Origin of the sequence: Streptomyces sp. NPDC051172 (assembly GCF_040682555.1) — a bacterium.
Taxonomy (GTDB): domain Bacteria; phylum Actinomycetota; class Actinomycetes; order Streptomycetales; family Streptomycetaceae; genus Streptomyces.
On the sequence record NZ_JBFBBE010000033.1, the window covers coordinates 71,759 to 90,734 of the forward strand.

19 protein-coding genes and 1 pseudogene are annotated in these 18,976 nt (G+C 68.5%); 7 read left to right on the forward strand and 13 right to left on the reverse strand.

Features of this window, described 5'->3' with window-relative positions; all coding sequences use genetic code 11:
- Window position 1: 1 nt before the first annotated feature.
- The 4 genes from AB0N07_RS21405 to AB0N07_RS21420 all read right to left on the reverse strand — a co-directional run bounded on the left by AB0N07_RS21405 (window position 2) and on the right by AB0N07_RS21420 (window position 4,280).
- Complete coding sequence (locus AB0N07_RS21405) at window positions 2–793, reverse strand: nucleic acid/nucleotide deaminase domain-containing protein (protein ID WP_365837263.1); 792 nt, start codon at window positions 791–793, stop codon at window positions 2–4.
- The gene (locus tag AB0N07_RS21410) at window positions 790–1,485 is read right to left on the reverse strand and encodes a hypothetical protein (protein ID WP_365837265.1); all 696 of its coding nucleotides are present in this window, start codon (window positions 1,483–1,485) and stop codon (window positions 790–792) included. Before AB0N07_RS21410 ends, AB0N07_RS21405 begins: the two co-directional genes overlap by 4 nt.
- Window positions 1,486–1,644: 159 nt before the next feature.
- Complete coding sequence (locus AB0N07_RS21415; protein WP_365837267.1) at window positions 1,645–3,438, reverse strand: hypothetical protein; 1,794 nt, start codon at window positions 3,436–3,438, stop codon at window positions 1,645–1,647.
- Between the two features lie 11 nt (window positions 3,439–3,449).
- Window positions 3,450–4,280 carry a nucleic acid/nucleotide deaminase domain-containing protein gene (locus AB0N07_RS21420; protein WP_365837269.1) on the reverse strand — a complete coding sequence of 277 codons (831 nt, stop codon included), beginning with the start codon at window positions 4,278–4,280 and terminating at the stop codon, window positions 3,450–3,452.
- 603 nt (window positions 4,281–4,883) lie between these two features.
- On the opposite strand from AB0N07_RS21420, the gene AB0N07_RS21425 reads away from it, so the two are divergent.
- A complete protein-coding gene (locus tag AB0N07_RS21425; protein WP_365837271.1) occupies window positions 4,884–6,464 on the forward strand; it encodes a transglycosylase domain-containing protein in 1,581 nt (526 codons plus the stop codon).
- 10 nt (window positions 6,465–6,474) lie between these two features.
- Here AB0N07_RS21425 and glpK read toward each other — a convergent pair whose 3' ends face one another.
- Together glpK and AB0N07_RS21435 are read right to left on the reverse strand one after the other, a co-directional pair.
- Complete coding sequence (gene glpK / locus AB0N07_RS21430) at window positions 6,475–7,989, reverse strand: glycerol kinase GlpK (protein WP_365837273.1); 1,515 nt, start codon at window positions 7,987–7,989, stop codon at window positions 6,475–6,477.
- A 41-nt stretch (window positions 7,990–8,030) separates the two neighbouring features.
- A complete protein-coding gene (locus AB0N07_RS21435; RefSeq protein ID WP_365837275.1) occupies window positions 8,031–8,798 on the reverse strand; it encodes an IclR family transcriptional regulator in 768 nt (255 codons plus the stop codon).
- A 144-nt stretch (window positions 8,799–8,942) separates the two neighbouring features.
- Here AB0N07_RS21435 and AB0N07_RS21440 point away from each other — a divergent pair, with 144 nt between their 5' ends.
- The 4 genes from AB0N07_RS21440 (at window position 8,943) to AB0N07_RS21455 (ending at window position 11,953) form a co-directional block, all read left to right on the forward strand.
- On the forward strand, window positions 8,943–9,377 hold the full coding sequence (locus AB0N07_RS21440; RefSeq protein ID WP_365837277.1) for an ATP-binding protein: 435 nt from the start codon (window positions 8,943–8,945) through the stop codon (window positions 9,375–9,377).
- 175 nt (window positions 9,378–9,552) lie between these two features.
- Window positions 9,553–10,749, forward strand: coding sequence for a cytochrome P450 (locus AB0N07_RS21445; RefSeq protein WP_365837279.1), 1,197 nt, complete (start codon window positions 9,553–9,555; stop codon window positions 10,747–10,749).
- Window positions 10,750–10,751: 2 nt separating this feature from the next.
- Window positions 10,752–10,973: a ferredoxin gene (locus AB0N07_RS21450; RefSeq protein WP_365837282.1), complete on the forward strand. Its 222-nt coding sequence runs from the start codon at window positions 10,752–10,754 to the stop codon at window positions 10,971–10,973.
- A gap of 233 nt (window positions 10,974–11,206) precedes the next feature.
- Window positions 11,207–11,953 carry an SDR family oxidoreductase gene (locus AB0N07_RS21455; protein ID WP_365837284.1) on the forward strand — a complete coding sequence of 249 codons (747 nt, stop codon included), beginning with the start codon at window positions 11,207–11,209 and terminating at the stop codon, window positions 11,951–11,953.
- Window positions 11,954–11,992: 39 nt separating this feature from the next.
- Here the strand turns inward: AB0N07_RS21455 and AB0N07_RS21460 are convergent, their stop codons facing one another.
- The 4 genes from AB0N07_RS21460 to AB0N07_RS21475 all read right to left on the reverse strand — a co-directional run bounded on the left by AB0N07_RS21460 (window position 11,993) and on the right by AB0N07_RS21475 (window position 15,366).
- The gene (locus tag AB0N07_RS21460; RefSeq protein ID WP_365837286.1) at window positions 11,993–12,418 is read right to left on the reverse strand and encodes a hypothetical protein; all 426 of its coding nucleotides are present in this window, start codon (window positions 12,416–12,418) and stop codon (window positions 11,993–11,995) included.
- Between the two features lie 113 nt (window positions 12,419–12,531).
- On the reverse strand, window positions 12,532–13,593 hold the full coding sequence (locus AB0N07_RS21465) for an aldehyde reductase (RefSeq protein WP_365837288.1): 1,062 nt from the start codon (window positions 13,591–13,593) through the stop codon (window positions 12,532–12,534).
- A gap of 7 nt (window positions 13,594–13,600) precedes the next feature.
- The gene (locus AB0N07_RS21470) at window positions 13,601–14,320 is read right to left on the reverse strand and encodes a DUF998 domain-containing protein (protein ID WP_365837290.1); all 720 of its coding nucleotides are present in this window, start codon (window positions 14,318–14,320) and stop codon (window positions 13,601–13,603) included.
- A complete protein-coding gene (locus AB0N07_RS21475) occupies window positions 14,317–15,366 on the reverse strand; it encodes an aldo/keto reductase (protein ID WP_365837292.1) in 1,050 nt (349 codons plus the stop codon). The genes AB0N07_RS21470 and AB0N07_RS21475 overlap by 4 nt, the downstream gene beginning before the upstream one ends.
- A 75-nt stretch (window positions 15,367–15,441) precedes the next feature.
- On the opposite strand from AB0N07_RS21475, the gene AB0N07_RS21480 reads away from it, so the two are divergent.
- Complete coding sequence (locus AB0N07_RS21480) at window positions 15,442–15,978, forward strand: TetR/AcrR family transcriptional regulator (RefSeq protein ID WP_365837294.1); 537 nt, start codon at window positions 15,442–15,444, stop codon at window positions 15,976–15,978.
- A gap of 9 nt (window positions 15,979–15,987) precedes the next feature.
- Here the strand turns inward: AB0N07_RS21480 and AB0N07_RS21485 are convergent, their stop codons facing one another.
- Window positions 15,988–16,308 (reverse strand): hypothetical protein, encoded by a 321-nt coding sequence (locus tag AB0N07_RS21485; RefSeq protein ID WP_365837296.1) that lies wholly within the window; start codon window positions 16,306–16,308, stop codon window positions 15,988–15,990.
- A 726-nt stretch (window positions 16,309–17,034) separates the two neighbouring features.
- Window positions 17,035–17,550: an EF-hand domain-containing protein gene (locus tag AB0N07_RS21490; protein ID WP_365837298.1), complete on the reverse strand. Its 516-nt coding sequence runs from the start codon at window positions 17,548–17,550 to the stop codon at window positions 17,035–17,037.
- A 206-nt stretch (window positions 17,551–17,756) separates the two neighbouring features.
- Between AB0N07_RS21490 and AB0N07_RS21495 the strand changes: the two genes are divergently transcribed.
- Window positions 17,757–18,293: a hypothetical protein gene (locus tag AB0N07_RS21495; protein ID WP_365837300.1), complete on the forward strand. Its 537-nt coding sequence runs from the start codon at window positions 17,757–17,759 to the stop codon at window positions 18,291–18,293.
- A gap of 351 nt (window positions 18,294–18,644) precedes the next feature.
- Here the strand turns inward: AB0N07_RS21495 and AB0N07_RS21500 are convergent.
- Window positions 18,645–18,976: pseudogene (locus AB0N07_RS21500) on the reverse strand (hypothetical protein); the annotation flags it as partial.

Genomic DNA, 18,976 nt, shown 5'->3' on the forward strand with positions numbered 1-18,976 from the left:
ATCATCTGCTGGCCTGCAGTTCGGGGAGATAAAATTGCATCTCGTCGTTCCCCGCGCCGAAACTGTGCGTGACCGCAGTGTTCGGTAATCTCTCCGCCATCCAGGCACTGCAGTTCACCCCGGTGTCGCATGGCGCTCGTTCGGTATAGAGCTGGGTTATTCTGTTTTCTTCCCCCTGTCTCAGGAACGGAGTACCGATCATTCGCTCCGAATGCCGGTACCCATTGCTGCGCGCGACCAGTATGAAGTCGCCCTTGCCGTTCGCGCCGTCCACCCTGGCCGCGGCGTAGTTGTTGCTTGTGAAGTTTCCCTTCCGGTCCAGACCGCCGTAGCCCTGGTCCGCATGGCGGGCCATTTGGGTGGCCACGGAGAGATCGGTGCTCCCCGCCGTCACCTGCTGCGACGACACCTGCGGCCGCGGAGTGTCCTTGCCCTCCTGGTCCGTTTTGAGCCGGGCATTCCGTTCTCCCAGCCTCGGGCGGCCGATGTTGGCCTCGTCGAGCCCCAGACGCTCCTTGTCCTCGGCCGTGAGCTCGGAATGACCACCGCCGGGATGCAGTCGGCGAATACTTCCGTCGTCGGCCATATGGTAGACCGGCGTCTCGCCCTTGGCGAGCTTCTCTATTTCCGCCGCATGTTTGGCGTCCGCCTCAAGATAGTTGTGCGAGACTTTCTTCAGGCGGGCATGTGTATCGTGGTAGAGGGCCTTGATGGATTTTCCGGCGTCTTCGCCGAGTGTCTTGCCCAGTTTCTTCGCGCCGTCCTCCAGCGCCGCGGTGATCTTGTTGGTCATTCGAACGACATCCCGGCGGCCCGAATTCTGAACTCCTCCGCATGCGAGGCGACCGTGCCGGCGTGTGTCTTCATCAGCTCGGCACGGTTCTGGAGTTCCTCCGGATGGACGGAGAAGCCGGTCCCCGCTCCCCCGGCATCGGCCGTCACGCCGAGTGCGGACTCGGTGGTCTTGAACATCAAGCCGCTCGCCGCCCGCCCGACCACCTCGACCAGCGGGTTGACGGCGGCCTCGATGACGGCGCCGATGATGTATTGCTCCAACTGTTGCTCAAGGTAGTCCACGGCCTTTTCCGCCGCCTCCACGATCAGCGCCTCGGCGGCCTCCGCCAGCCCGAGCGTGGCAACAGCGGCTGCCTGATCGGCCACGAACGATGCAGCCAGGACCACGAGTTCGGCAATGGCGGCTTCCTTCATGCCCACGATGACGTCGGCAGCCACGTCCAGCGCGGTCGCTACGGCGTGGCAGGCGGTCAGCAGCTCGGACATGTGGCCGTTCGACATCTGCCCCCACTTGGCGAGCAGCGCATCGTAGGAGGGGCCCTGGTACACGTCAGCCATCTGCTTGATGGTGGCCGTGGAGTCCTGATGCGTCTCGTCCACTTTCGTGGCGAAGTCGCGTACGTGCTGAGCGAACTCCCGTACCTTGTCCTCGTTCACATTCGGCCAGTTGACGCCGATGAACTGAAGCAACGAGACAACTTCTTCGGGTAGTTCAATCGCCAATTTCCTGCTCCCCCGTCAAGTCCGCCAAGACTCAACCAGGTTCGCGCGCGATCTGATCCTTCCACGCCATGGCGGGGCAAAGGTTCGACAATGAAAACACTCCCCTCCCACGTGACTAACGACGTATCAGGCTGCGGGTGGGCGTTGGCTCCACAGGCGCGCGGCGTCGAGACTCAGTGCGTAGGAGCCCTCGCTGCCCCCGATCGTGAGGCAGAGCCGGGAATCGGAAAGGGGCGGCCGGGGCGAAGAGGTGCAGGCGAGGGAGGAACACGGCAGGAGGAGCGGGAGGGCGCGAACCCTGCCGGAAGGCAGATGCCACAGATGAAGTGAGGCGTCATTCCAGGCGACGGCGAGAAGAGGGCCGACGGAGGTCTGCTGGGCGGTCATGGCGGTGGCGAGGGCGGGCCGCTGCTCGACGGGACGGGGCATGGGGTCTGCCGAGGTCTTCCAGAGTCGGACCGTGCCGTCCATGGCCGTGCTCATCACCAGCGTCTGCCCTTCACCGGGAAGGACCAAGCAGGTGACGGCAGTGACAGGAGCGGAGTGCAGGACCCGTGACAGGGGAGCAGCCTCAGAAGCCTCCAGGCTCCATACGTGAACGCTTCCCTGCTCGTCACCGATCACTACGAATCTGCCGCAAGGGCTCTGTCCGAGGGCACTGGGCCGTAGATCCGGGTCTTCGAGACCCGCCCGGCCGTGGTGGGTGGCAATGCGGCCGAGCAGGTCCCCTGGCTCTTCACCGGTGTGGTGCAGAGCGCCCGTGTCGCTGAGCAGAAGTGCGCCATGCTCGGCGCAAGCCGCCATACCGCCGAGGCGGGGCATACCGGCTGCGGTCTGCGGAATGGAGACGCCGTACCTTCCGGTACCGGCGTCCATTTCGAAGAGGCTCCCCAAAGGATCGGCGGCCAGGATCGTTCCCGGCTTGTCGGGAGCGGCCGCCAGGGCACTCACGGCCATGTCCTGCCGGGCCCAGACGGCCGCCCAGGCGTGGTCTGCGAGCAGGGGCAGCAGGTAGCGCGCGAGGAGGGGGCTGGACTCCAGGGCTGCCGCGTGGAGTACGGCCGCACGCTCAGTGGTCTCGTACTGCGCGTCCGAGAGGTGCGGCGCGGCCAGCTTCCACGTCTGCCGAAGTCCTCGCGGGGCGGGAATCCGCTCATCGGCCAGACACGCGGCGAGGGAGACGGTCGACCCGTGGACCAGGAATCCGGGGTCACTGACGAGCCCGACAATGGCGGGCTCGGGTTCGGGCGCGGCCAGTGCCCGGTCCAGGGCGTGTTCACGGGCAGTCTCGGATGCCTTGTCCCACCGCACACGCCCCTCGGGAGTGCGTGTAAGCAGAAAGTCGTCTTCCGCGGGCGCAGCCGCACGGGCGTCCGTGAACGGCTCGTCGCCGACGTCGACGGTCGTGACGACCCCGACGCCTGTCAGGCCGTCGAGGAAGGCGGTGTCGCCGACCTCGACGAGGGCGCGGGTCTGCGGCAGCTCCAGAAGAGGCGCAAGGAGATCACGGACCAGGGACGCCGGATCGGCCGCCTGGCGGTCGGACGGACCACGACCGGATCGGTGCAGATCCACCACCAACACGAACAACGGCCTTTGGTCCACGGCCAGCCGCTCCAGCAGCCGCTCCGGCGCGAGGGGCCCGTAGCCGAGTTGGCGCCCGAGTTCCCAGGCGACGGCGTCCGCGAAGAGTCCCTCGGCCAGGACCGTCGCATGGACCGTGGTCGACGGATGGCTCGCGGAGCCGGCGAGGAACCAGGCCAGCAACTGGCTCTTGCCGCTGCCTTGCGCGCCACGGACCAGGCAGAGCCTGGACTTCTCCGGCGGGGCACAGGCCGCCCACTCGACCAGGGCCGGTCCATGGGTGGCGGTGACCCCGTCGAGCGGCGGCCATTGCGTGATGTCCGGGCCCGTGGACACCGGGGAGAGGCTCACTGTTCCGCCGCCGTACCGGCGTTCTCGCGCAGCAGGCGGATGCCCTCCGCGCGCGAGTCGGCCGACTCCCCGTAGGAGAAGGTGTGCGTCATCTCTGCGTGCGGGAAGACCTCGGCCAGCCACATCGAGCAATAGTGGCCCGGCATGAAGCAGGGCTGCAGGTCGGTGTGGACGCGCAGGACCTGCTCCGGACCGACGCCGGCGGCGCGCAGCCTGTCCCACAGCCGCTCTTCGGGGTGGGCGGCGATCGTGCCGGCCTGGGTGACGATCCGTTTGCCGTGCTCGGGGTCGACGTACTCGAAGGCCGCGTAGTTTTCCGCGCTCGCGGTGTCGCGGATGTCGTCCAGGACCCGGGGCCACCAGTCCTCCCGGTCGCCGAAGGCCGACGGGTCACGCGCCTGCAGGCGTTCCTGAAGGGTCTCGAACGCCGAGGAGGCCACGGCAGGTTGGTCGGTGGTGAGGATGACACGCAGGGCGTCTCCCAGTGCCACGAGGCAGGAGGCGAAGGCCTCCGGGGAGGAGCTCACGAAGCGCCGCTCCTCGTCGTAGTCCAACAGCACCGCCCAGACAGCGCCGTGCGGGTCGGCGCACAGTTCGAAACCGCCGTCGCTGCCGAGCCGCGCCCACGAGGCGCACTCTTCGCGGGCGACACGGCGCCCGGCTGCGGCGGCGTACGCACCCAGCGCCACCAAGTCGCCGTCAAGCGTGGAGAAGTAGGGGCCGACCCTCCGCGGTACGGAAATCCCGGCGAGGCGCTGCACGGCCGAGTCAGCGGGCCCCTGGTCGCCAGTCGGATCGAAAGTCCGGAAGGTGGGTTCGTCGATCACCGGAGGTTGCTCCTTGGGCTCCGTACGCTGCGGGCTTGTCGGTGTCATCCGCCGGGATCGGCGCGACCGTCAGTATTACTCCAATCGGGGTCCTCATCGAACCAGAGGGCCAGGAGCAGCTCAACGCGGCGCGGTTCGATCGGCGGAGGCGGGTGAACAGTGAGGCCCCCGAGTTCGTCTTTCGTCCATCAGAGGCCTCCCCTGCTCCACACCGGTGTCAGTAACGGCCGTTCTGGTATACCTCCTTGCTGTCGCCGACAGCCGTGGTCACCGCGGCCCATATGTCGCCGCCACGGGCACGGCGCCGCGCGGGGCTGCATCGCGAGAGCATGTCAGGGCCGCCCGACGCGCTCCACTGGCGGAGCGACGGCCAACTCCCAGAGGCGGCCTCACCGTTCGCCCCGCCGAACAGCGATCCAGAACCCGACCCGCCCCGTCGGGAAGCCGCCCCCCGCAAACCACCGTCACAGGCATGGTTCGGCCACAAAGGGGAAAATGCTATTCCATTAGTGGTATTTACGGCACTTCGGAGCGGCGCGCCGCGTCCGGTTCGCGCCCCGAGGCGCACCACCCGACCCTGTCGGCCTGAAGAACGGCGCAGGTATGAACGAGGGGGACAGCGAGTCCGCAGGGAGACCGGTCGCCGCCTGGCCCAGGCAACTTCGCAGTGCGCGGCAGACCCGTCGGCGCGCCCGGCTGCTGCGCAAGGCGGCACGCGAGACGATGCCCTGGTGGCGCAGGATGTTCCCCACCTGGCGCATGGTGCTCAGCAGCCTGCTCACCGTGGTGCTGCTCGCGGTCGCGGCGTTCTTCGCGCTGTACGTGATCGTCCAGGTCCCCGATCCCAACGCCGCGGCGGTGAGCCAGAGCAACGTCTACTACTACGCCGACGGCACCGAGCTCGGCCGTACGGGCGCGGTCAACCGCGAATCGCTGCCGCTGTCGGAGATCTCCGTCAGCATGCAGCACGCCGTGGTCGCCGCGGAGGACGGTACGTTCTACTCCAACCAGGGCGTGGACGCCCGTGGCATCCTGCGCGCGGCCTGGAGCACCGTCACCGGCAGAGGGCTGCAGGGCGGTTCCACCATCACCCAGCAGTACGTCCGGAACTACTACCTCACCCGCGAGCAGACCCTCGACCGCAAGGTCAGGGAGGCCATCATCGCGATCAAGGTCAAGGAGACGCAGAGCAAGGACTCCGTCATGGCCGGGTATCTGAACACCAGTTACTTCGGCCGCAACGCCTACGGCATCCGCGCCGCCGCCCAGGCGTACTACGGCATCCGCGCCTCCCAGCTGAGCGTTTCTCAGAGCGCCTACCTCGCCGCGCTGCTCAAGGCACCCAGCAGTTACGACGTCTCCACGGCGACCCCGGCCCTCAGGGCCGCGGCCGTCGCCCGCTGGAACTACGTCCTGGACGGCATGGTCGACCTCGGCTACCTGGACAAGCACCGGCGCGCCGGGATGGCCTTCCCGGCGCCCCGGGCGCCTCGGCCCACCCCCGGGATCGGCGGCCAGGCCGGATACCTCATCGACATCGCCCGCAGGTATCTGGTCGACAACAACGTCCTCGACGAGGCCACGCTCGGCTCGGGCGGCTGGCAGATCACCACCACCTTCGTGAAGAAGGACCAGCAGGCGCTGGTCGCCGCGGTGAAGAGCGGCCTGCGGGAGTTGCCGGGCACCCGTGAGGCCAGGTCCATCCGGGTCGGCGCGGCCTCCGTGGACCCGTCGACGGGACGGATCGTCGCCGCCTACGGCGGACCCGACTACGCCGTCCGTCCCTACAACGACGCCGTCCGGCACGACCTCCAGGTCGGCTCCACCTTCAAGCCGTTCGACCTCGCGGCCGCACTGCACAACCACGCCACCACTCAGGACGGCCGTGCCATCACTCCCGGAACCCGCTACGACGGCACCAGCCGCCACTGCGTGCAGGGCCTGCCCCGCGGTCTGCACTACTGCCCGCCCAACGAGGACGACCGCGACTACGGCCGGATCAGCCTGCGTACGGCGATGATGAAGTCCGTCAACGCCGTGTACGCGCAGGAGGGCGCCGACGCCGGACTCGCCCGCGTCCGCAAGGCCGCCGTCGCGGCCGGACTCCCCGCCGACACGCCCGACATGGGCGCCACACCCGCCCTGACCCTCGGTGTGGCCACGCCCAGTCCGCCACCCTCGTAACACCGCCACATCACGGCCGCTTCGGCGGCTGGATCCACCCCAGGGACCGCTCGACGGCCCGCTTCCAGCTGGCGTACTCCCCTTCGCGCCGTCCGGGGTCCATGTCCGGCAGCCACTGGGCGGCCATGTGCCAGTTGCGGCGCAGTACCTGCAGGTCCGGCCAGTAGCCGGCCGCGAGTCCCGCCGCGTAGGCGGCGCCCAGCGACACCGTCTCGTGGACGAGGGGCCGTACGACGGGAACGTCGAGCACGTCGGCCAGGATCTGCATGAGCAGATGGTCGGAGGTCATGCCGCCGTCGACCTTGAGTTGCTTCAGGGCGAGCGCGGAGTCGGCGTTCATGGCGTCGACGACCTCGCGGGTCTGCCAGCCGGTGGCCTCCAGGACGGCCCGGGCGAGATGCCCCTTGGTGATGTACGAGGTGAGGCCGACGATGACCCCGCGGGCGTCGCTGCGCCAGTGGGGTGCGAAGAGACCGGAGAAGGCGGGGACGATGTAGCAGCCGCCGTTGTCCTCGACGGTGCGCGCCAGTGTCTCGATCTCGGGTGCACTGTGGATCAGGCCCAGCCGGTCGCGGAACCACTGGACGAGCGAGCCCGTGACGGCCATCGGGCCTTCCAGGGCGTAGACCGTGGGCTGGTCGGCGATCTTGTACGCGATGGTGGTGAGCAGCCCGTGCTGGGAGCGCACCAGGTCGGTGCCGGTGTTCATGACCAGGAAGCTGCCGGTCCCGTAGGTGCACTTCGCCTCGCCCGGCGAGAAGCAGGTCTGTCCGAACAGGGCCGCCTGCTGGTCGCCGAGGGCGGCCGTGATGGGCACGCCCGGCAGGAGCGAGCGGGCCTCGCCGTAGCGTTCCGCCGAGGACCGGATCTCCGGCAGCATCGAGCGTGCCACGCCGAAGAAGTCCATCAGGGCTTCGTCCCAGGTCAGCGTGCGGATGTCCATGAGCATGGTGCGGCTGGCGTTGGTGGCGTCGGTGATGTGCAGGCCGCCGTCCGTGCCGCCGGTGAGGTTCCAGATCAGCCAGCTCTCCATCGTGCCGAAGAGCACCTCGCCGTCCCGGGCGCGCTGCTCCAGCCCGTCGACGTGGTCGAACAGCCAGCGGATGCGGGGCGCGGAGAAGTAGGTCGAAGGGGGCAGGCAGCAGTGTTCGAGGAAGAACTCGTCTCCGGGCTGTTTTCGCAGTTCGTCGACGAGCGGGGCGGTGCGGGTGTCCTGCCAGACGATGGCCCTGCCCAGCGGGGCCCCGGTCCTCGGGTCCCAGAGCACCGTCGTCTCGCGCTGGTTGGCGATCCCCATGGCCGAGATCTGTCCCGCGTCGATGCCGGCGTTCGACAGTGCCTCGGGTACGACGCGCTGGAGATTGCGCCAGATCTCGACGGCGTCGTGTTCGACCCAGCCCGGCCGGGGGAAGAACTGCTGGTGCTCCCGCTGGGCGACCGACACCAGCCGTCCGCTGTGGTCGAACAGGATGCATCGCGTGGAGGTGGTGCCCTGGTCGATGGACATCACATACCGCTCAACCATGATCCGCCCTCCCTTCCGATGTGTCGCGGAGGTGCTGGGGCCTACCAGCGGACCGCGCCCAGGTCTCTGGAGATCGCACGTGCCGCCTCCCGCAGCACGGTGATCAGGGCCGACTGAGGCCGGCCTTTGGTGTCGCAGATCCGCTCGACGGCGCCGGACACCCCGATCGCGCCCACCACGAGACCGCCCTGCCCCCGGATCGGCGCGGCGACTCCGGCTTCGCCCATGCTCATCTCCTGCACCTCGGCGCCCCAGCCGAGCTCCCGTATCTCGGTCAGTGCCCGGTTGATCTCCTCCGGGTGCACCAGGGTGTGCCGGGTGTACGCCTCCGGTGCGTCCTCCAGCACGGCGTCGACGGGCGTGGCCCCGAACGCCAGCAGGACCTTGCCGAGCGAGGAGGCGTGCAGGGGCAGCAGAGCGCCGACGTCCAGGGTCTGAAGGGTGTCGTCCGGCCGGAAGACATGGTGGATGACGAGCACCCTGCCCTCCAGGGGCGTGCCGAGGCGTACGGCCTCGCCGCTGCGGGCGGCCAGGGCGTCGGCCCAGTTGATGGAGCGCGAACGCAGTTCGTTGACGTCGAGATAACTGGTGCCGAGGTGCAGCAGAGCCGCCCCGAGCTGGTACTTTCCGGTCGCCGGGTCCTGCTCCACGAAGTCCACATGTTGCAGGGTGCGCAGGATTCCGTGGGCGGTTCCCTTGGCCAGCCCCAGCGACGACGCGACCTCGCCCAGCCCCATTCGACGGGATCCGCCGGCGAGCAGGCGCAGGATCGCTGCCGCTCGCTCTATGGACTGGACTGGGCCGGCCATGAAGCGATGGTAGTCCGAGTTTTTCCTGTTTGGGGCTGTCGTTCGGTAATGCCGACCCATGTTCATTGACCGGCGGAATTTCCCTCCATAGCGTGCCATCACCACGCCCGGTCCGCCTGCGACGCTTCCCCGAGGAGGAAACACATGACAGCAGCGCAGCTCGACGCCGCGCCCCGCAGGGAAGCCGAACACGTCTTTCCGCTGCCGCATGCGCCGGGGGCCGTCTCGGCCGTCCGCCGACGCATCCGCACGATCCTCAGCGACTGGGACCTGACCGCGGACCTCACTGAAGACGTGCTGCTGGTGGCCTCGGAACTGCTCACCAACGCTGTCGTCCACGCCCTGCCCCCGGCGACGCTGAGCCTCTCGCGCAGTGAGGTGGACAGGTGTGGAGCCGTACGCGTCGAGGTGACCGACATGGGGCCGGTGACGGCGACGGGGCTGCCGGCGTCCGCCCTCGACCCGGACGAGCACGGCCGGGGCCTCGACATCGTCACCGCACTGGCGACCCGGTGCGGCGTACACGTGCACTCGGGCGGGACGAGCCGGTGGGCGGAGCTTCAGGTCGGGCGGAGCTGAGGTTCCCAGCGCTTCATTGCAACGCAACGTTGCATTTGACGGCAGCACCATTGCATCAATTTAGCGCTATTCACCTGCGGAATTACCTCGGTCGATATTGACGTCATCCCGAACGCAACGTAGCTTTCGGTGAACGCCGAACACGTCATATCTCGATTCGAGATGAGGAATAGCCGTGAGTGAGTCCCTCCACATGGTCACGACGCTGCCGACGACGCGTCGGTCCGGCTGCCCCTTCGACCCGCCGGCCGAGTTACTCGACGCCCGCCGGCACGGGCCCATCAGCCGCTTCACCCACATCGGCGGCAGGCCGGGCTGGCTGATCACCGGATACGAGCTGGCCAGGTCCGTGCTGGCCGACTCGCGGTTCAGCTCGCGCAAGGAGCTTCTGAACGTGGGCGACTTCGAGGTTCCTCCGCCGCCGCCCGGCGAGTTCCTCCTCATGGACGAGCCGCAGCACGGGCGCTATCGCAAGCCGCTGGTCGGCAGGTTCACGGTGCGGCGGATGCGCCTGCTCACCGAGCGCATCGAGCAGATCACCGCCGACTGCCTGGACGCCATGGAGAAGGCGGGGCCGCCGACGGATCTGGTGACCGCGTTCGCCAAGCCCATCCCCACCATCGTCATCTGTGAGCTGCTGGGGGTGCCTTACCAGGACCGGGATTCCTTCCAGGAACAGATCGACACGTTCATGGGAGGCGAGACCAGCGAAGAGGAGCTGATAGCGGCCTACACCGCGACCCAGCAGTACCTCGCCGGACTGGTGGCCGCCAAGCGGGCGAACCCCACCGACGACGTGCTCAGCGAACTCACCGACAGCGACCTGACCGACGAGGAACTGCGCGGGATCAGCCTGATCCTGTTGGCCGCCGGATTCGACACCACCGCGAACATGCTGTCCCTCGGCACCTTCGCGCTGCTGCAGAACCCGGCCCAACTGGCCGCGCTGCGGGCCGACCCCGCGCTCACGGACGGGGCCGTGGAGGAGCTGCTGCGCTATCTGAGCGTCGCCAAGACGTTCATGAGGACGGCCCTTGAGGACGTCGAACTGGGCGGCCAGACCATCGAGGCCGGCACGACGGTCGTCCTGTCGTACAACACCGCCAACCGCGATCCCGAGCGCTTCGCCGACCCCCACGTGCTCGACCTGCAAAGGCAGGACGTCTCCGGACATCTGGCCTTCAGCCACGGCATCCACCAGTGCCTGGGGCAGCAGCTGGCCCGCGTCGAGATGCGGGTCGCGTTCCGCGCGCTGGTCGACCGCTTCCCCACCCTGCGCCTGGCCGTACCGGCCGAAGAAGTCGTCCTGCGCCCGGAGACCGCGGACATCTACGGCGTGAAGAGCCTCCCGGTCACCTGGGACAAGGAGTAGCCATGGCGACGACGCACCTGCGCATCGACCGTGAGCGCTGCATCGGCGCCGGGATGTGCGCCCTCACCGCCCCCGAGGTCTTCGACCAGGACCCCGACGACGGCCGCGTGCTCCTGGTGCACACCGAGGCGACGACCGCCCATCGCGCGGCCGCACGCATGGCCGCCGGCGTCTGCCCCTCAGGGGCGATCACCCTGGGTGATCCGGAGGCCGGCGGCTCCTGACCGCGAGGCCACGGGTGGGCTCGCGACGCGTCCCCCGATGACGGCACGCTCTCCGGGTGAACATTCCGGCGTTCCCGACGAGATGCCCGCCCTGCTGGAAGAGATCTCGACCGCAGGAAAACTCGCCGAACGAGCAGCTGTCACAAAAGCAGGCTCTGCCCTTCCTCCTCTGGTGGCGGCCTCTCGTACCGGCGCCTCGTACAGAGATCAGGGCAGACCCGAGAGGAAGCGTCATGAAGGTCGTAGTGATCGGTGGGACCGGGCTGATCGGCTCGAAGGTGGTCGCCAGGCTCGGCGAGCACGGGCACGAGCCGGTCGCGGCCGCACCGAGCACCGGCGTCAACACGCTGACGGGCGAGGGGCTGGCCGACGTCCTGCAGGGCGCGTCGGTCGTGGTCGACGCCTCCAACTCGCCCTCCTTCGAGGACGAGGCGGTCATGGAGTTCTTCCGTAACTCCACGACCAACCTGCTGAAGGCGGAGACCGAGGCCGGCGTCGGGCACCATGTGGCGCTGTCCGTGGTCGGCACCGACCGCCTCCAGGGCAGTGGGTACTTCCGCGCCAAGCAGGTCCAGGAAGAGCTGATCAAGGCGTCGGGCATGCCCTGCTCCATCGTCCGCGCCACCCAGTTCTTCGAGTTCGGGAAGGGGCTCGCGGACGGCATGACCGAGGGCGACACCGTGCGGGTGCCCGACGCCAAGATCCAGCCCATGGTCTCCGACGACGTGGCCGCGGCCGTTTCCCGCGCCACCATCGGCGCCCCGGCGGGCGGTGTGGTGGAGGTCGGAGGCCCCGAGACATTCCAGCTCGAGGAGTTCATCCGCATGGCCCTGGCCGCCCACGACGACCCCCGCACGGTCGTCACCGACGCGCAAGCGACGTACTGGGGTGCGGAGTTGACGGAGAAGACGCTGCTGCCGGGGCCGGACGCGCACCTTGCCGAGACCCGTTTCGCCGACTGGCTCGCCCAGCAGAAGTAAGCATCAGGGTCACGTCACCGCGCCACTCGGCCGGCAAGGTCACTTCGTGGGGGAAGCCTTCTGGCCGCGGTGGCCTCCTTGAGTGCCTTGAGCAGCTGCTCGCGCGTCATTTTCGATCGGCCGGTGAAGTCCGCGTCGGAAGCGCGCTTGGGGGTTCCAGTCGATGCTGAGGGCGTCCATGAGCTGCTGGACGGTCCTGACCTCCTGGCTGGTGGTCCTGGTACGCCGGTCCGGCAGCAGGTCGGCCACGTCGTCGGGCTCGCGGACTTCGTCGGCCCAGTGCATGGTGTGCAGGGCCAGGACGTTGTGCTGGGCGCGCAGGGCGGTCCGCAGAAGTCCGTAGACCGTGATGTTGTCCTTGCCGCGCGGGGCGAGGTAGTAGGTGCGGCCGAAGTACACGGGCGCGATGTCGGCCAGGTCGAGGAAGTGGACCGTGTGGTCCTCGGTCGCCGTGAACAGGGCCACCGGAACGGTGACCTTCTCTGAACTGGCGCGTCTTCAGGCTCCGCTGACTCCGCGGACTGGCCTGCGGCAGGAGCGACGTGGATCAGGACGCTCGGCGGACACGCCCTCACCGGCTAAGGGACGGGCGCCTGTGGAACATGCCGGTTGCCGTGCCGGGTCCCGATGCCGTGGGCGAGGAGGCTCTCGGCGGTCTCCGCGATGGTGTCCTCGATGGGACGGGCCCGCCATCCGAGGAGCTTCTCCGCCTTGGAGCTTGTGGCGTCGAGATCCCGGCCGAGCTGGTGCTTGAGCAGGCGCAGTTCCGGGTTCACGATGCCCAGTGTGCGGGCGACCCACACGGGCAGTTCACGGGTCGGGGCCTTCGCGGCGCGCTCACCGAGGCGGTCGTGCAGGATGCGTGCGATGTCGATGACGCGCAGGCTGTGCCCGGCGATGGCCAGGAAACGTTCGCCGGCGGCTGCCGGATCGGTCATCGCGCGCAGGTGCAGGTCCGCGACGTCGCGCACGTCGACGAAGCCCATCCCGAAGGGAGGGCACGCGGGAACCTGTCCTTCGAGCATTCTGCGGACCAGACGCAGAGATGGCGGGTCGTCCAGGCCGAGCAGGGGTCCAAGGACCCCCACGGGATGAACCGCCGCCAGTTCCAGGCCACCGCCTTCGTCCTGGATGAACTGCCAGGCGGCGCGTTCGGCGAGTGTTTTTGACCGCTGGTAGGGCGGGATGTCGCTGTCGACGTCTGTCCAGTCCTCCTCGGTGAACGGGGTCGAGCGCGGGGGGTGCCCGATCCCGATGGCACCGAAGGCGCTGGTCAGGACGACCCGGCGCACACCGGCGTTGCGGGCTGCGCGCAGCACCCGCAGGACACCCTCGCGCGCGGGGACCACCAGGTCGTCGTCGTTCGCCGGCGTGTGGCGCAGGGTCGGCGAGGCGACGTGGAGGACGAAGTCGCAGCCGGCGACGGCAGCGTCCCAGCTCTCGGAGTGTTCGAGGTCGGCGCGCACGACGGTGAGCCGGTCGTCGTCGAACGGTGAGGCCGCGTGCAGCCAGGAGCGCAGCGCCGGCTCGCGCCGCAGGTCGCGGACCGTGGTGCGGACGGTGTGCCCGGCCTCCAGCAGGGCCTGGATGCACCAGCTCCCGATGAATCCGGTTCCTCCGGTGACCAGTACTCGTGTCATCTGTCCTTCAGCTCTCGGCTCGTGCGGCAAGGGGTGCCGGCGGGTGCGTCGCACGGTGGCGCTGGGTGGCGGCCACGCTGCTTCCGAGGAGGGCGTGGCCGATCATGATCGGGTAGATGACGGCGCGCTCGAACAGGCCGATGTTCCACATCCAGCCGGTGAACACATCGGTCATGAAGAGGGCGAATGCGATCAGTCCGGCGGCGCCGAGCGCGGTGCTCGCGATCGAGCGGCCACTGGTGAGACCGATGCGGGTTCCGCAGGTTCCGACGGCGATCGCCATGATGTTGCCGGCGAGCATGACGCCCTGCGCGCCGACGGTGTGGAAGGCGATCAGGCCGTTGTCGACGTTGGCGTTGGAGCCCTGGAAGATGCCGACGAGCGAGACTCCGACACCGGCGAGGACGGCGAGGCTCACGATGACGATGGGGCGGGCGCCCTTGCGCGGGTCGAACACGAGGAACGTGCCGACGATCAGGAGGGTGCCGTAGATCACCCAGCCGGTGTCCATGACGGCACCGAGGGGGGAATCGGCGACCTGCCCGAACGCGGTCTGCGGCGGGCCGGTCAGGCCGAGGTGGCTGACCCAGTTGTACAGGGGCGAGTACGGCGGGTCCTGCCATGCGGCGGCGGTGATGAACTCGGCGACCCAGGACACGAGCGGGCCGACAAGGATGAGGAGGGCTCCGGCGCGGGCAGCGGCGCCGGAGCGGACGATGGGGTTCATGCGAGAGCCATGCCGGGAACGCGCTTGCGGATGGCCTCCATCTCGGCCTCGTCGGATACGCCCTGCCAGTCCTGGCGGGGGGTGTACGGGGCCTCCAGGGCGCGCACGTCCTCGTCGGTCAGTGCGATGTCGAGAGAGGCCACGGCCTCGTCGATCTGCCGGATCGAGCCGGCGCCGACCAGCGGTGCGGTGACGACCGGCTGGCGGCGCAGCCAGGCGAGCGCGACCTGTGAGCGGCTGACGCCGTGAGCGTCCGCGACCCGTCCGACCGCGTCGATGATGGCGTGGTTGGACGCCTCCAGCTCGGGCGAGTAGAGCAGGTCTGCGTAGGCGCCGTCCGTCTCGGAGCGCGCCGTCGAGCGGGCATCGTCCCACGCGCGGGCGAGACGGCCGCGGGCCAGCGGCGACCAGATGATCGTGCCGACGCCCTCGTCCAGGCACAGCGGGATCATCTCCCGCTCCTCCTCGCGGGCGAGGAGGTTGTAGTGGTCCTGCATCGACACGAACCGCGCCCAGCCGTGCCACTCCTGCAGGTGCAGCGCCTTCGCGAACTCCCAGGCGTGCATGGACGAGGCGCCGAGGTAGCGGACCTTGCCGGCCTTCACGAGGTCGCTGAGTGCCTCCAGCGTCTCCTCCCACGGGGTGGCGTGGTCGTTGCGGTGGATCTGGTAGAGGTCGATGTAGTCAGTGCCGAGGCGGCGCAGCGAGTGGTCGACCTCGGTCATGATCGCCTTGCGCGACAGGCCGCGGCCGTTCGGTCCCAGCCGCATCGGGTGGCGCAGCTTCGTGGCGATCACCACGGCGTCGCGGTCGGCGAAGTCCTTGAGCGCGCGGCCGAGGATCTCCTCGCTGGAGCCGTTGGAGTACATGTTCGCGGTGTCGAAGAAGTTGATCCCCGCCTCCAGTGCGTGCCTGATGAGCGGGCGCGCGTCCTGTTCGCCCTTCGACCAGACGGGATGCCCGCGGTCGGGTTCGCCGTAGGTCATCGCACCGATCGCGATCGGGGACACGTCGAGGCCGGTCATGCCGAGCTTGATGTAATGCATGACGCTCCTTAAAGTATGTGGAGAGCTCTCCGCATAATGTAGTGGAGAACTCTCCACTTAGCAACGTGAGGTCCCGTGGTCCGTTCGGACGCCCGTGAGAACAGGGCACGCATCCTCGCCGCCGCACGCGAAGCGCTCACCGCGGACGGCAGCACGTCGATGAACCAGATCGCCCAGCGCGCCGGAGTCGGCGCGGGCACCCTGTACCGCAACTTCCCCACACGCGAGGCGCTCGTCCTGGCCGTCAACCAGGACGAGGTGGCACGCATCACCGGCACCGTGCCCGACCTACTGGCCCGGATGCCGCCATTGGAAGCCCTCCGACACTGGACGATGGACCTCGTCGAGGCCATGCGGCGAAAGCACGGCCTCGGCGACGCACTCACCCCGGGCGTGCACCAGGCGATCAGCGAGCAGAGCTACGGGCCGGTCATCGCCGCGATCACAGAACTCCTCGACGCCGGCAAGAAGGACGGAAGCATCCGTGTGGACGCCGCACCTGGGGATTTCCTCCAGCTGACCGGCGCGTTGTGGCGTGCCGCGTCCAGCCCCGTGGACCGGGCCCCCCACATGCTCGCGCTCATCCTCGACGGACTCCGCACGCACCGGTAGTGGCGAGCCTCACGGCCGCAGAGGCGCGCCGGCGTGCCGTTCGGCGATGTCGCGGAAGGTCGGGATGCCGAGGTCCACGGCGGTGCTGCGGCGGGCTTGTTCGGCATCCGACTGGGGGATCCGTCCCGGCGCCCTGCCCGGAACGCTCGGCCGGTAACGCCCCTGCCGCTCCAGCCGAAACGGCTGCCCGGGCCGCTGACCGGCATGCGCACGGCCCAAACGGCGCGCCCGATCCAGCGGGAACGGATTGACGACCGGTCCCACGCCCTCCTCCAAGTGGAAGTCATAGAACGAGCGGAGCGTGGTCTCGCAGTGCAGCTGCGTACGCACCGCATTCAACTTGCCCTTCGAAGGAGACCGGCGCAGTAGTTGACCACGACAGCTAGATGCCGGCTGTCCCCCTTGGGGACAGCTCGCCGTACGCTGTCGGCCAACCGAACTGCCTCATCGAGCCCTTCAAGGTCTCCCGCAAGCACCCGCCGGAACAGTTCTGTCGCTCTACGGTTCTCGGCGACCACACGATCGCTCATGCCCCCGTCACCCGCCACTGCCCCACAATATCCGTGTAGTAGCGACGCTCTCCCGCTTACTGCGCCCTCTCACGCTAGTGAGGAGGGGTGACCGGGTACGGCTGCTGACCGAACCGGCGTCGGCCCCTGGTCTCCTCCAGGTTCACAAACACGAGCAGGAGCGCCATCTCCAGCGACGTCAACCACACCCCGGCCTCAGCCGCGTGGCCCGTGTCCAAGGTCCCCGAACAAGCTCTGTCACGGCGCCCGACAGGGAGGCTCGGTGGCCGTCATCGATCAGGAGGTCGACGTGCTGGGAGCATCCGTCCACTTACCGGATCTTCACCACGGTCGACGCTGCGATCAAGATCCGTGCAGCGACCACTGGTCTCCAGAGCTGGTCCCCAAGTCGACTGACAGCGGCCGGTTGGAATTTCCCCACCGGCGACCAGTTGTCGGGGAAGGCAACTGGCCGCCGACGATCACTGAGTGTTATGTGGTGTCTCCGGCAAGGGGCGGTGCTGGAGCGATCCGGGATGCGTTCACATCAGTACAGGGCCTCGCCCATCGGGGAGCTGTCGCCAACGATGTAGGCGCGGATCGAGGCCAGATAGGCATCGCGGCCGACCACGCCGTCGCCGTCGGCATCCAGCGCGTCGAACGCGGCGGCGGCGTTGCTCGGCGAGTTGTTCAGTGCGGTGCGCAGCATCGTGTATTCGGCTTTGTCCAGGGCGCCGTCCCCGTCCGTGTCGGCGAGATCGAAGAGCGCGCCGAGGGCGAACCGGCAGACGTTGTCGAACGTGTCGGCGCCCACCGACGCGTTGTATTCGTCGAAGGTCAGCTTCCCGTCGCTGTTTGCGTCCTTCGCGCCCCAGGCTTTGACGCCTTCCGCGCGGGCCGTGACGACGAGTGGGTCGTCCTCTGTGCGCCCTGTGGCCAGGACGGTCCGGTCGATGTGGGAGAGGTAGTCGTGCCGCGTGATGCCCCGGTCCCCGTCGGCGTCCATCATGGCGAACACCCGCACCCTCGCGGCGGTTGCGGCTGTGGCGGTCGTAGGGCTCACTCGGTCTCCTCCTGCTTGCCATGGACTCGTCCCGCCCTCCCACCCGCCACGCTCCGGATGCCATGCGGCCCATTGGGAGGAGGGGTGTGCGCAGTAGTGCGCGGAGGCGAGTGTGCGCCGGTGGTGCGCTTCCAGGCGCTGGATCAGACGATGCGGGCCGGGGTAGCCAAGTGCGCGTAATGACAGACGACTTGCTGGAGGTACCTATGGTGCGAGGGCGCGGTGTGACGCTGATGGTGGGGTCGCTGGCCCTGATGGTCTCGTCACTGGTGTGGGCGCCGCCCGGACAGGCCGGGACGGGCGGGTACGGGACCGTCGCCTGCACGGGCCACGCTCAGGGCCGCTATGACCCGCCGCTCACCCTCCTGCCCCGGGAGACCCGCAACCACGCAGACGTGCGCTACACCTGCACCACCGCCCCCGGCCGTACCACCCCGGCCACCGGCTCCTTCGACACCGTCGCGCCGGCGGCGTCCTGCCTGTCGCTGTCCAGCGCCGGCGGCACCGAAACCGTCCGCTACGCCGACGGTTCCCGGTCGGTGATCGTGATCGACGGTGCCACTACCGCCCGTGTCGCGGGCGTCCTGGTCGTCCTGCAGTCCGGACGAGTCACCGAGGGACGCGGTGAAGGGCACTTGGTACGCAGGACCGTGACCTCGCTGCCCCAGCAACTGCCCACGGACTGCCTCACATCCGGCCTCCAAGTCACCCAGAGCGCGGTTCAGCTGGAGATCCTGCCGTAGCGTCCTGCCGGCGGGCCCACTGCACCGGCACGTTCAGAGCCGAGGCACCGCCATCACCAGGACACTCCTCATCCGGCTCTCCCCTCACGGTCGGAGAACCGGAACCCAGCCGCCGCCGATCACCTTGGCGACGCACATGCAGGAGCGCACACGGCACCCTCCGGTGCCGACCGTCGGACAACACCTTGACCAGAAATCGTCACGAAACGTGACGCCACGCCTGGCCATACGTGGGGAATCCAAACTGGCCGCCGGCAGTCGACCTCGCCGAGTTTTCGGCCCAGTTGGAGGAGACGGCTGTGTCATCGCCGACGGGGCATCCGCTACGCACGTCCAAGGACCGCCGCCTGGTCAGGAGGCGGGTTCGCCAGGAGTCACAGCGTCAGACCTCGCAACTCGCCGCCTGAGCTCGCGGATGGCGTCCTGCCATTGCAAGGAATCACTGCCGCACCACTCGGCTTCATCATCCGCCTGCCAGGCCGCCAGTTCCTCCAGGCTAGCGATCACCATGGAAGTCTCGATGTCGGGAATCCCGGTCCCGCGGTCGAGTCGCCTTTTGATGTCGTGCAGTTGGTGAGCCGCACGGTACTGAGGTTGAACTCGTAGTGGCGGGGGAGGAACTGACGTTTCGTGATCGTTGCGGTATGCCGGAGTCATGAGGTATGCGCAGGGAGGCGGGCTGA

Bases quoted from the DNA above. Each gene is read 5' to 3' on its own strand.
- AB0N07_RS21405 (WP_365837263.1), bottom strand. From the start codon at position 793: ATGACCAACAAGATCACCGCGGCGCTGGAGGACGGCGCGAAGAAACTG.
- AB0N07_RS21425 (WP_365837271.1), top strand. From the start codon at position 4,884: ATGAACGAGGGGGACAGCGAGTCCGCAGGGAGACCGGTCGCCGCCTGG.
- glpK (WP_365837273.1), bottom strand. From the start codon at position 7,989: ATGGTTGAGCGGTATGTGATGTCCATCGACCAGGGCACCACCTCCACG.
- AB0N07_RS21435 (WP_365837275.1), bottom strand. From the start codon at position 8,798: ATGGCCGGCCCAGTCCAGTCCATAGAGCGAGCGGCAGCGATCCTGCGC.
- AB0N07_RS21440 (WP_365837277.1), top strand. From the start codon at position 8,943: ATGACAGCAGCGCAGCTCGACGCCGCGCCCCGCAGGGAAGCCGAACAC.
- AB0N07_RS21450 (WP_365837282.1), top strand. From the start codon at position 10,752: ATGGCGACGACGCACCTGCGCATCGACCGTGAGCGCTGCATCGGCGCC.
- AB0N07_RS21455 (WP_365837284.1), top strand. From the start codon at position 11,207: ATGAAGGTCGTAGTGATCGGTGGGACCGGGCTGATCGGCTCGAAGGTG.
- AB0N07_RS21465 (WP_365837288.1), bottom strand. From the start codon at position 13,593: ATGACACGAGTACTGGTCACCGGAGGAACCGGATTCATCGGGAGCTGG.
- AB0N07_RS21470 (WP_365837290.1), bottom strand. From the start codon at position 14,320: ATGAACCCCATCGTCCGCTCCGGCGCCGCTGCCCGCGCCGGAGCCCTC.
- AB0N07_RS21475 (WP_365837292.1), bottom strand. From the start codon at position 15,366: ATGCATTACATCAAGCTCGGCATGACCGGCCTCGACGTGTCCCCGATC.
- AB0N07_RS21495 (WP_365837300.1), top strand. From the start codon at position 17,757: ATGGTGCGAGGGCGCGGTGTGACGCTGATGGTGGGGTCGCTGGCCCTG.